The sequence below is a fragment of the Rhodococcus sp. A14 genome, assembly GCF_011603105.1.
In the GTDB taxonomy this organism is placed as follows: Bacteria; Actinomycetota; Actinomycetes; order Mycobacteriales; family Mycobacteriaceae; genus Rhodococcus_F; species Rhodococcus_F opacus.
Genome location: NZ_JAAOQS010000001.1, coordinates 229,945 through 240,119 on the forward strand (window position 1 = coordinate 229,945; position 10,175 = coordinate 240,119).

The following is a 10,175-nucleotide window of genomic DNA, read 5'->3' on the forward strand; positions in this document are numbered from 1 at the left end:
ATCAAGAGCGGAAATCGCCGATCTCGGATGCGTTCTCGGAGCCCGCGGCGTCCAGGGCGTTGCCGAACGCGCACACGGCGAGCTCCTCGAGCGCCGGATCCTGCCCGGCGTGCTCGGGTACCTGCATGGCGAGCAGGGTGTTGAGCAGCATTCCGTTGGCGATGAAGGTGCGGGCCTGTTCGGGGCTGCACCCGGTGCGCGTTCGGATCTGCGTGTAGAGCCGGGACATCCAATCGCGGGCCAGCGCGCCGATCTCCGGGTTCGCGCCGGACGTGAAGCCGTGCATCATCACGAGCAGGAGGTCGCGGTCCTCGAGCAGTTCGGTGTACGCGATGCCCATCGGGAGCCACGACTCGTCGTTCTCGGGGTCCGCGGCGACATCGTCGAAGTACGGCTCGAAGGTGTCCATGATCCGACGCATCGCGCGGTCGAAGACGTCGGCGAACAGCCGTGACTTCGAACCGAACATGCGCACCACGTAGGGCTGGGACACCCCGGCCTCGCGTGCGACGGCGTCGGTGCTGGTGCCGTGATAGCCGTCCCTGGCGAATGCGCGGGAGGCCGCGGCCAGTACGAGTTCGCGACGTTCGGTCGCGCTCATGCGGGTCTGTTTCACGGGCGATGCCATGTTGACATGTTATCAGTCGATTACTAGTCTTCGAAATAGGTAATCATCTGATGCTTACAACTTCTTCTTCCCGTGCTCACGACCCGGATGCGAGGACCCGTCATGACGACACTCTCCGAACGCCTGGAACACGAATCGGCGGCGCCTCCCCCCGGGTGGGGCCGCGGCCGGCGGGTGCCGGTATGGCTGGCGATCGTCGCCGCCTCGATACCGATGTTCATGGCCACACTCGACAATCTGGTGATGACCAGCGCCCTCCCGGTGATCCAGCGCGACCTCGGCGCGTCGGTGGGGCAGTTGCAGTGGTTCATGAACGCCTACACACTCGCCTTCGCGACGTTGATGTTGACGCTGTCCGCGCTGGGCGACCGCCTCGGCCGTCGCCGTGTATTTCTCTGGGGCATAGTGCTCTTCGCGCTCGCGTCGATCGCGTCGGCCCTGTCGACCACCTCCGAGATGCTGATCGCCGCGCGCGCCGTCCAGGGCGTCGGCGCGGCAGCGATCATGCCGCTCTCCCTCACCCTCCTCGCCGGTGCCGTGCCGGTCGCCAAACGCGCGCTCGCCATCGGGATCTGGGGCGGCGTCTCCGGACTGGGGGTTGCCCTCGGCCCCGTGGTCGGCGGCGCCGTCGTCGACGGGGTGTCCTGGCAAGCCGTGTTCTGGATCAACGTCCCCGTCGCAGCGGTCGCGATCCCGTTGGCGCTCTATGCGCTCGGCGAGTCGAAGGGCAAGCGGCAGCCGCTGGATCCGCTCGGCGTCGTCCTGGCCGGAGCCGCCGTGTTCCTCGGAGTCTGGGGCATCGTGCACGGCAACGACGACGGCTGGACCAGCGCCACGGTGCTCGGTGCTCTCGTCGCATCGGCGGTACTGCTCGCGGCGTTCGTGGTGCGCGAATTGCGCACCCCCTTCCCCGTGATGCCGCTGCGGCTGTTCCGGTCCCGGCAGTTCTCCCTGGCCAACGTGATCGGGCTGACGTTCACGCTGGGAATGATGGGCGCCGTCTTCCTCCTGTCGCAGTACCTCCAGATCGTCATGGGGTACTCACCGTTCGAGGCCGGCCTGCGGACCTTGCCGTGGACGGCCGCACCCATGCTGGTGGCGCCGATCGCAGGCCTGCTCGCGCCGCGGCTGGGAGTCCGGACCCTCCTCGTCACCGGACTGGTCCTGCAGGGGTTGTCGCTGCTCTGGATGGCGTCGCTCATCGTCCCCGGCGCCACGTACGGCAGCATGATTCCGGCGTTCGTGATGGCGGGCGCAGGGATGGGTTTGACGTTCGCCCCCAACGCGACCGCCGTCCTCGCCGACATGCCCGAGGCCGACCACGGCACGGCCAGTTCGACCAACGCAACGCTCCGTGAGATCGGCGTCGCGCTGGGGATCGCGCTCCTGACTGCGGTGTTCCTCGGTGCGGGCGGCAGTCTGACGCCGACGGGATACATCGACGCCCTCGCGCCCGCCCTGTACGTGGGAGCCGGATTCGTGGCGGTCGCGGTCGTCGCCGCCGCCCTCATGCCGGGACGGTCGAAGGCGGTCCTGGCGTCGACGTGACCCTGCCGGAATGCGGGCGGGCCCGGACCGTGAGGTCCGGGCCCGCATCAGTTCCAGGGCAGGGAGGAACGCATCGGAGAGTTCGCCGGGAACGGCGTACTCGCCGCACCTGCGCGACCTGGCGGGCGTCCCACGCCAGAAATCCGACGTTACCGCCCCGACGAGCTGGGTCACGCCCATACTCGACCGCGAGTACCAGGGCGGTGTGTTCGCCGAAGCCGATCGGCGACTCGGTGAGCCGAATCGGCCGATCGGCCGAAGGGCTCCGTCACCGCGAGACCCGCGGCACGGGCGCGCTCGACCACACCGTCCAGGTCCCCGATCCGTGCGGTGGGCGCGATCGACGGGGTGTCCTCGCCGAAACCCGCAGTGACGACAACAGCGCGTGGACGTTGCCGATCGCGTCGCGGCTCGCGAACTTGATCGTGGACAGCTCTTCCTGGGACCTTTCGGGTCTGCTGTCCCACAGCTCGAGTGAGACCGAGGCCTGCACGTGATCAGTTAGAGGCTGTGTGCGAGAACATCGTGAAGTTTGCGGGCGATCGCGAGGCGCTCCCTGCTGGCGCATCGACACTGCTCGTCCAGGGCGCTGCATTCCGCCGCCTCGGCACGTTGCCGGCGGGCGTCGAGTGTCCCGCGCATCTGCCGGATGATCGCGGCGGCGGGGAGGGAGCATCAGCCAGGCCGCGATACCCGTGAGGACACACAGCGAGAGGAACACCGGACCGTACCTGTAACCCCGGGCCACGTAGAGCATCGTGACGGCCAGCACGACGAGCAAGACCGTGACGGGAAGCCGTCGCCGTGTGCGTCGCTCGCGGCGGGTAGGCCGTCGATGTGCTTGCGGGCGACCAGAAGTGGTTGCTCCACAGGTTTTCGCATTTGCGTCCGGGGAACGCTTGCCGTAGACGGCGGGTGGACACGCCTGTGAGGCTGTTGACCAAGGCGCAGAGTTGCACTGTGGGTGGATCAGTAGGTGCACGTGATGGTTTCGCCATCGTATTCAGTAAGTGTTGCCCCCGGGACTTGTCGGACCCCTCTGTCATGATCTATTCACACATCGGGTCGGTGAAGGCTAGTCGGCTAGGGGAGGCGGTGGGTGCGAGGTGAAACGGATTGTGGTGGTCAAGCTCGTACCCACTGCTGATCAGTTTGCGGCGCTGGAGTCGACGTTGGTGTTGTGCAATGAGGTTGCCGGGGTGGCTCAGTCGAGGGGACTGCGGTCGCGGCGGGCGTTGCAGGTCGCGCTGTATCCGATGGTGAAGACGCGGGGGCTGTCGGCGCAGCCGGCGTTGCATGTTCTGCGGAAAGTTGCCGACGCGTACGCCACCCGGCAGGCGAACCTGACCAACGGAAACTACGGTCGGCCGGGGTCGACCCGGTATACGGCGGTGGCCGGTACCGCGGTCGCATTCCGGCCATATGCTGCCCAACCGTTCGACGACAGGTGCCTGTCGTGGCAAATGGACGTATCGACCGTGTCGATCTGGACCACGGCTGGGCGGATGCGGGGTGTGCGGTTCGTGTGTGCGCCGTGGCAACGCACACTTCTTGCTGCCCGCAAGGGTGAAACGGACCTCGTCTACCGCGACGGGCACTTCTACCTGTATGCCACCGTCGACGAACCGTCACCGAAACCGGCCCCGCCGCCGGACACCGCCGAAGGCTGGTTGGGTGTGGATCTGGGGATCGTGAACCTCGCCGTCACCACCGACGACGATCCGGCCACCCTCGACGTGCGGTGGTCCGCACCGGTCGTGGGATCGCGGTGGAAGACCTGTCGGGTATCCGCGACCGGGTACGGCTAGCCCGGCAGCAGCGGACCCAACTCCACTCCTGGGCATACGCTCAGCTGCGAGCGCAGATCACCTACAAGGCCGAGAGGTCTGGGGTGCCCGTCGCTGTCGTCGACCCCCGGAACACCTCGCGAACCTGCTCACAATGCGGGTACTGCGACAAAGCGAACCGGGTCTCGCAAGCAACGTTCCGATGCCGACACTGCCAGTGGACCGGTCACGCCGACCACAATGCGGCCCGCAACATCGCCGCACTCGGACATCGCACGTACAGGGCCGCCCAATCAACCGCGCCCATAGCAGCCACCCCTCCCGCAGCCAGTGAGAACGTGAGCACAAACCCGGCCCTTCAGGGCCGAGTAGTTGATCTACATCACTTTCGCGACCGGCGGCACCACCGACATGGCGTCGTCCGCACCCCCGGAGGCGCTGCTCGCGCAGAGGCTGCCCTCGGCGGTGCCGCAAGTGTTCACCCAGGGCATGGCCATGTTCGGGGGGCGCGCTGGTGCTCATCCTCGGCGCCCTCACCATCGGCAGCGGCTACGGGTGGGGGACGTGGTAGACCGTGTTCACCCAGGGGCCTCCGCGATCGGCCGCGCTCAGCGGAACCCTGCTCGCTCTGCTGATAGTGGTGATCGGACTCGTTCTCACGGTGGCGGCCGTGGATCTCGGGGTGGCCTCGGTCGTCGCCGTGGCCGAATCGGAGTCGGCGAGTCTTCCTGCCGCGGAGGCGATGCTGAAGGCGCTCGCCTCCGGGGTGCTCATCCTCGGGATGTGGACCGCCGCCGGTGTCCTCGTCGGCGCTCTCGCACGGGGGCCGGCGTTGTCGGTCGGTCTCGGACTCGTGTGGGTGCTGGTGGTCGAAAACCTCCTCCGCGGGGTCGCGGCCGTCCTCGACCCCGTGTCGGTGGTGACGGACGTCCTGCCCGGTACCGCCGCGGGCTCGCTCGCCGGATCGCTCCGAGACTTCGGCGGTGACACCACCCCCGGCGTCCTGAACATCCTCGACGGCGGCACGTCGGTGCTACTCCTGGCCGGGTACGTCGCCGCGTTCGCGCTGGGAACGGTCTGGCTCGTCCGCCGGCGCGACGTGAACTGACCGCGCGAGGTAGCGGCTCAGAACAGGGGGCCGCCGCCGAACGGTTCGCGGTGTGACGGCGGGGTCCGGCCCTGTGTGTCGGTGATGCCGTATTCGACGGCCAGCTCCGCCGTGACGAAGGTGTGGCCGCTGCGCTGCGGGAGGGTCGGGTCCGAGTGCAGGGCGCAGATCACCTCGCCGATGAACTCGGGGGACTCGGCGTCCGCGACGGGGAACCCGGCGATGGTCTCGAGGCCGCTGGCGACGATCATCTCCGTCCGCACAATGCCCGGCCACAGCGAGACCGCACGCACGTCATGCGGAGCCAGCTCCGCCGCCATGTCGCTGGCCATCTTGTCCAGCCCGGCCTTGGACATGCCGTACAACACCGAGTGCAGATGCCCGCGGGTCCCGAACGACGAGATGTTCGCGATCAACCCGGAGCGGCGGGGCACCATCAACCGCGCAGCCTCCACGGACGCGACGTAATGGGCGCGCAGTCCGACACCGATCAGCGAGTCCCAGTCGTCCAGTGGCCGCTCCCAGAACGGGGTGCTGAACCCGCCGAATCCCTTGGGGGCCGCCCACACGTTGTTGACCAGCAGGTCGAGGCGGCCGGCCTGCTCGTCCGAGATCCGGGCGAACAGGCTGTGCACGTCCTCGTCGTCGCGGTGATCGCAGGCCACCGCGATGCCGGTCCCACCGGCGCCGGTGACCCTTCGCGCCGACACCGACAGCGGGCCGCCCTCCGTCACCGGGCCGCGCCCCGTGACGTAGACGGTCCACCCGGCGGCGCCCAGCGCCGTCGCCACGCCCTTGCCGACGCCGCGGCTCCCACCGGTGACCAGAGCTACCCCGGCGCTCACTGGACCACCACCGTGTCCTGGGCGAGCGGACGGGTGATCGACCATCGAGTGGTGAAGTGGCATCGCGACATTCGCCAGCCGCCGTCCTCGAGACGGTAGGTGTCGTCGTACTCGCCGGAGGACACGGTCTCCGTCCGCTTCAGCAGATCGACCTGGCGGAACTTCAGCGTCCACGCGCCCGACGCCTCTGTGTCGCTGTGCAGCACGATGTCCGGATGGAAGCCGTGGTGCATGTCAAGGATCACGTGCTTGCCGTCCACTTCGTGGAGCGCGATCCCGCGGAAGATGTCCGTGAGCCGGTCGGCGTCGTCGAACCGGCCGAGCGGGCCGAAGTCTATCGACGCACCGGACGAGACGAAGCAGGCACGGAACGCGTCCGGATCCTTGCCGTCGCACGCTCGCCAGTAGCGGTACTTGAGCGCCTTGATCGCGTCGATCCGCTCCAGGTCCGCCAGACGCTGCTCCACGGAGCGTTCGTCCACGCCGCCGTCCTCCCGTTGCCGTTCACCGTGTCGGGAGAGACGCTAGGCCGGGAACGCGCCGGGTGGGTGCAGAATCCCGGTGGGCGGGAACCTGCGCGTCGTCAGGGCTGGCCGGGGAACGGGTCGGTCACCGGATCGGTCCCGAGAGCCACGCGCCAGGTGGCTTCCCGGACGGCCGCCTCGGTCAGCGCGGTGACGCCGAGCGTGCGGGTGTCCTCGGTCTCGCCGTGTTCGACGACCGCCCGCCACGCGACGGCGGTGTCGGTCTCGACCTGGGCCGCCAGCTGCGCGGCCGTGATCGGATCGGTGACCGGGAAGGGCAGGGTGTAGCCCGCCTCGGCGGCCGGGGCCGTCAGTCCTGCCGCGGTCAGCGTGTCCAGGAGTCCGTCCCGGCGCGCCCGGTGGGCTGCGGCGGCGGTGGCCACCTGGGTGGCCCGGGTGGGATTCGAGAAGGCGGCGACCACACCGTAGGCGAACACCGCGGAATGTTCGGCGGTCAGCGCGTCGGCGAGGCTCTTCCCCTCGGCTTCGGTGGGTGTCGTCACGGCAGCACCACCGCCAGGTACGTTCCGCACGCGGCGCTGATCGACGCGCACAGCCCCGCGCGGTGGGCGGTCAGAGCGCGCGCCGAATCGGCTGCGCTGCGCTGCGACTCGGCCAGGTCGGCGCGCAATTGATCGAGACCGGGCGGCGGCGCCGGCGCGGTCGGAGTCGGCGACGGGGGAGCGGACGTGGTCGGTGCGGTGCCGTCCGGGTAAGTTCCTGCAGCCCTGGCGATTTCGGCATCCAACGCGTCGGCGTGCGCGGTGCGCTGGGCGCGGACGAGTTCGAGTGCCGCGCCGCGATCCGGGAGCAGCGCGATCGTGGCCGCCGCACCGGCGGCGTCGCGACGAGCCAGACGCGACTGCGCGACGAGTGAATCGACCTCGGTGTCGGAGTCCGTGTCGTCGGCGCACCCCGCCAGCAGGGGGACGCTCGCGACGCCGAAGGCCGAGGCTGCTGCGAACCGGAGAGCGGTGCGCCGGGACACGGCCGGACCGGATGTCGGGGGCCGGGGGACGGTGGGCATGAGCACCGGTCCATGGTGCCAGGTCGGGCCGCGATCCCGGGAATCGAGCACCGGGGCTGGTCACGGGCGCCTCGAATCGGCGTTACTCTTAGATGCTCGAACCCGTCCCGGCGGGTTCGCGGTGCTGCGTGCGCGGCACGATGACCTGCGAGACCACGACATACGACGAGCGACAACTGAAACGAGGAGCTTCCCCGATGCCGGTTCCATCCAAGGAGAGGGTGACGGAGCTCATCTCCGATCTGGTGCAACGCCAGGGCTACGACTTGGAGGGCGTTGCAGTCACCCTCGCGGGTCGGCACAGCGCAGTCCGGATCATGGTGGACAGCGACGCCGGACTCGAACTCGACGCGGTTGCGAACCTGAGCCACGAGATCTCCGCGGTCTTCGATTCGGTGTCCGATTTCGGGGAATCGCCGTACACACTCGAGGTCACGTCTCCCGGTATCGACCGGCCGCTCACACACGAGCGGCACTGGCGCCGGGCTCGCGGCCGCAAGGCGCGTATCGACCTCGCCAACGAAACCGTCGTGGGTCGGATCGGCGTCCTCGACGGCGACTCGGTCGCGGTGGTGATCGGCTCGCGCACGGGCCCGGAGGTTCGGCGCGTCGCGCTCCCGGACATTCAGAAAGCTGTTGTGCAGGTGGAATTCTCGAAACCCGACCCGAGAGAGCTGGAACTCGCGGGCGGGATTCCCGAGGGTCGTGTGGCACCCGCGGACGCAGACGCGTCGGAAGATGAAGAAGTAGTAGAGGGGTTGGACAAGTGAATATCGACATTGCGGCGTTGCGCGCCATCGAGGCCGACAAGGGCATCTCGATCGAGACCGTCATCTCGACCATTCAGACCGCGTTGCTCACCGCCTACCGGCACACCGAGGGGCATCAGCAGCACGCACGGATCGACGTCGACACCAAGAGCGGCATCGTGCGGGTGATGGCGCACGACGTCGACGCCGACGGCAACATGGTCGGCGAGGAATGGGACGACACCCCGGAAGGCTTCGGCCGGATCGCCGCGACCACCGCCCGCCAGGTCATCCTCCAGCGGCTGCGCGACGCCGAGCACGAGCGGAGCTTCGGTGAGTACGCCACTCACGAGGGTGAGATCGTCGGCGGCGTGATCCAGCGCGACACCCGCGCCAACTCGCGCGGCATGGTCGTGGTGCGGATCGGCAGCGAGGCCAGCGGCGCCGAGGGTCTGATCCCGCCCGCCGAGCAGGTGCCCGGCGAGAACTACGAGCACGGCGAGCGGCTCAAGTGCTACGTCGTCGGTGTGGCCCGTGGACAGCGCGGACCGCAGATCACGCTGTCGCGCACCCACCCGAACCTCGTCCGCAAGCTGTTCGCGCTCGAGGTTCCGGAAATCGCGGACGGTTCGGTCGAGATCATCGCCGTCGCCCGGGAGGCCGGGCACCGGTCGAAGATCGCCGTCCAGTCGCGGGTGCAGGGGCTGAACGCCAAGGGTGCGTGTATCGGGCCGATGGGCCAGCGGGTGCGCAACGTGATGAGCGAACTCGCCGGCGAGAAGATCGACATCATCGACTTCGACGAGGACCCGGCCCGGTTCGTCGGCAACGCGCTGTCACCGTCGAAAGTGGTCTCCGTCACTGTCGTGGATCCCGAGGCGCGCGCCGCGCGTGTCGTCGTCCCCGACTTCCAGCTGTCGCTCGCCATCGGCAAGGAAGGGCAAAATGCCCGTCTTGCTGCGCGCTTGACCGGGTGGCGGATCGACATCCGCAGCGACGCCGCACCCGCCCCCGAGTCGGCAGGCGGACCCGCCGCGACCAGTCGTTGAGCCGGGAATGCGGAGATCGGGGCGAGTCGGCGGTAGAGTGGTCAATGGTTCAGCATGAGCATCCCGATTCCGCGCGCGTTCCTACCGGTTCACCGGTGCGAACATGCATAGGATGTAGGGAGCGCGCGCTGGCTGTCGATCTGCTCAGGGTTGTGGTTAGTGAGAGCGGGCCGCAAGGTCATGTTCTCGCCCCGGACCCGAGGCGCAGGCTTCCCGGTCGAGGTGCGTGGCTGCACCCCGTCGAGGCTTGCCTGAGTCTCGCGGAACGACGCCGAGCATTCGGCAGAGCGTTGCGAGTGTCCGGAAGTGTTGACGTGTCAGAAGTCGACCACTGGGTACGAGCAGGGCACCCACCCAGAGCAGTACCTCTCGAACAGAACAGGCACAAGCACTCATGAGCACACCGTGAAGCACCAGCGATGATCGTCCATCGGAGATAACCCGAGGTCGTGCGGGCCCCTCTCAGGGGAGCCTCCTGCTCGACCTCATCAGTGAGGAGAGCAGTGGCAGGCAAGGCCCGCGTGCACGAGTTGGCTAAAGAACTCGGTGTCACAAGTAAAGAACTACTCGCAACGCTCAAGGAGCAGGGCGAGTTCGTGAAGTCGGCGTCCTCCACGGTGGAGGCGCCCGTCGCCAGGCGTCTGCGGGAATCCTTCCCGTCGGCGAAGTCCGCCGATTCCGCAGCCCGTCCGGCTGCCAAGCCCGGCGCGCCCGCGCCGAGCACCCCGGCGACCGCAGCGAAGCCGGGCGGTCCCCGTCCCGGCCCGAAGCCGGCAGCCCCGGCTCCGGCTCCGGCCGCACCCGTGGCGGCAGCCCCTGCGGCCACCCCCGAGGCGCAGGCCCCGGCTCCGGCCGCACCCGCAGCAAGCGCAGCCACCCCGGCTGCACCGGCGACCAACGCTCCCAAGCC

15 protein-coding genes are annotated in these 10,175 nt (G+C 68.7%); 9 read left to right on the plus strand and 6 right to left on the minus strand.

All coding sequences use genetic code 11. The features are described from left to right. Position 1: 1 nt before the first annotated feature. Complete coding sequence (locus G9373_RS01165; RefSeq protein WP_005565346.1) at positions 2-628, minus strand: TetR/AcrR family transcriptional regulator; 627 nt, start codon at positions 626-628, stop codon at positions 2-4. Between the two features lie 102 nt (positions 629-730). Between G9373_RS01165 and G9373_RS01170 the strand changes: the two genes are divergently transcribed. Next, complete coding sequence (locus G9373_RS01170; RefSeq protein ID WP_005565347.1) at positions 731-2,176, plus strand: DHA2 family efflux MFS transporter permease subunit; 1,446 nt, start codon at positions 731-733, stop codon at positions 2,174-2,176. Between the two features lie 233 nt (positions 2,177-2,409). Further along, positions 2,410-2,673, plus strand: coding sequence for a hypothetical protein (locus G9373_RS01175; RefSeq protein WP_240960285.1), 264 nt, complete (start codon positions 2,410-2,412; stop codon positions 2,671-2,673). A 4-nt stretch (positions 2,674-2,677) separates the two neighbouring features. Here the strand turns inward: G9373_RS01175 and G9373_RS01180 are convergent, their stop codons facing one another. Continuing rightward, positions 2,678-2,818, minus strand: a complete 141-nt coding sequence (locus G9373_RS01180; RefSeq protein WP_054248028.1) for a hypothetical protein — start codon at positions 2,816-2,818, stop codon at positions 2,678-2,680. Between the two features lie 557 nt (positions 2,819-3,375). Between G9373_RS01180 and G9373_RS46125 the strand changes: the two genes are divergently transcribed. The 3 genes from G9373_RS46125 to G9373_RS01195 are packed head-to-tail and all read left to right on the plus strand — an operon-like array spanning position 3,376 to position 5,071. Beyond that, positions 3,376-3,984, plus strand: a complete 609-nt coding sequence (locus tag G9373_RS46125; protein WP_240960286.1) for a transposase — start codon at positions 3,376-3,378, stop codon at positions 3,982-3,984. Beyond that, entirely contained in the window at positions 3,945-4,598 is a 654-nt protein-coding gene (locus G9373_RS46130; RefSeq protein ID WP_346842789.1) for a transposase, read from the plus strand. The genes G9373_RS46125 and G9373_RS46130 overlap by 40 nt, the downstream gene beginning before the upstream one ends. Next, complete coding sequence (locus tag G9373_RS01195) at positions 4,538-5,071, plus strand: hypothetical protein (protein WP_240960297.1); 534 nt, start codon at positions 4,538-4,540, stop codon at positions 5,069-5,071. Before G9373_RS46130 ends, G9373_RS01195 begins: the two co-directional genes overlap by 61 nt. A gap of 17 nt (positions 5,072-5,088) precedes the next feature. Here G9373_RS01195 and G9373_RS01200 read toward each other — a convergent pair whose 3' ends face one another. From G9373_RS01200 to G9373_RS01215, 4 genes are all read right to left on the minus strand, one after another. Continuing rightward, complete coding sequence (locus G9373_RS01200) at positions 5,089-5,916, minus strand: SDR family NAD(P)-dependent oxidoreductase (RefSeq protein ID WP_081276609.1); 828 nt, start codon at positions 5,914-5,916, stop codon at positions 5,089-5,091. Continuing rightward, positions 5,913-6,398, minus strand: coding sequence for a nuclear transport factor 2 family protein (locus tag G9373_RS01205; RefSeq protein ID WP_054248970.1), 486 nt, complete (start codon positions 6,396-6,398; stop codon positions 5,913-5,915). Before G9373_RS01205 ends, G9373_RS01200 begins: the two co-directional genes overlap by 4 nt. Positions 6,399-6,499: 101 nt before the next feature. Continuing rightward, positions 6,500-6,943: a ferritin-like domain-containing protein gene (locus G9373_RS01210; RefSeq protein WP_005261410.1), complete on the minus strand. Its 444-nt coding sequence runs from the start codon at positions 6,941-6,943 to the stop codon at positions 6,500-6,502. Further along, complete coding sequence (locus G9373_RS01215) at positions 6,940-7,467, minus strand: hypothetical protein (protein WP_064080736.1); 528 nt, start codon at positions 7,465-7,467, stop codon at positions 6,940-6,942. The genes G9373_RS01210 and G9373_RS01215 overlap by 4 nt, the downstream gene beginning before the upstream one ends. A 197-nt stretch (positions 7,468-7,664) precedes the next feature. Between G9373_RS01215 and rimP the strand changes: the two genes are divergently transcribed. The 4 genes from rimP to G9373_RS01235 form a co-directional block, all read left to right on the plus strand. After that, positions 7,665-8,237 (plus strand): ribosome maturation factor RimP, encoded by a 573-nt coding sequence (gene rimP / locus G9373_RS01220; protein WP_043788091.1) that lies wholly within the window; start codon positions 7,665-7,667, stop codon positions 8,235-8,237. After that, positions 8,234-9,265, plus strand: coding sequence for a transcription termination factor NusA (nusA, locus tag G9373_RS01225; RefSeq protein ID WP_005240670.1), 1,032 nt, complete (start codon positions 8,234-8,236; stop codon positions 9,263-9,265). The genes rimP and nusA overlap by 4 nt, the downstream gene beginning before the upstream one ends. A 44-nt stretch (positions 9,266-9,309) precedes the next feature. Continuing rightward, the gene (locus G9373_RS01230) at positions 9,310-9,663 is read left to right on the plus strand and encodes a YlxR family protein (protein WP_081276610.1); all 354 of its coding nucleotides are present in this window, start codon (positions 9,310-9,312) and stop codon (positions 9,661-9,663) included. A gap of 105 nt (positions 9,664-9,768) precedes the next feature. Further along, a partial coding sequence (locus G9373_RS01235; protein ID WP_346842790.1) for a translation initiation factor IF-2 N-terminal domain-containing protein occupies positions 9,769-10,175 on the plus strand: 407 nt, incomplete at its 3' end.

Excerpts from the sequence above, each read along its gene's own strand:
- G9373_RS01165 (WP_005565346.1), bottom strand. The coding sequence starts at position 628 with ATGGCATCGCCCGTGAAACAGACCCGCATGAGCGCGACCGAACGTCGC.
- G9373_RS01170 (WP_005565347.1), top strand. The coding sequence starts at position 731 with ATGACGACACTCTCCGAACGCCTGGAACACGAATCGGCGGCGCCTCCC.
- G9373_RS01180 (WP_054248028.1), bottom strand. The coding sequence starts at position 2,818 with ATGCGCGGGACACTCGACGCCCGCCGGCAACGTGCCGAGGCGGCGGAA.
- G9373_RS01215 (WP_064080736.1), bottom strand. The coding sequence starts at position 7,467 with ATGCCCACCGTCCCCCGGCCCCCGACATCCGGTCCGGCCGTGTCCCGG.
- rimP (WP_043788091.1), top strand. The coding sequence starts at position 7,665 with ATGCCGGTTCCATCCAAGGAGAGGGTGACGGAGCTCATCTCCGATCTG.
- G9373_RS01230 (WP_081276610.1), top strand. The coding sequence starts at position 9,310 with ATGGTTCAGCATGAGCATCCCGATTCCGCGCGCGTTCCTACCGGTTCA.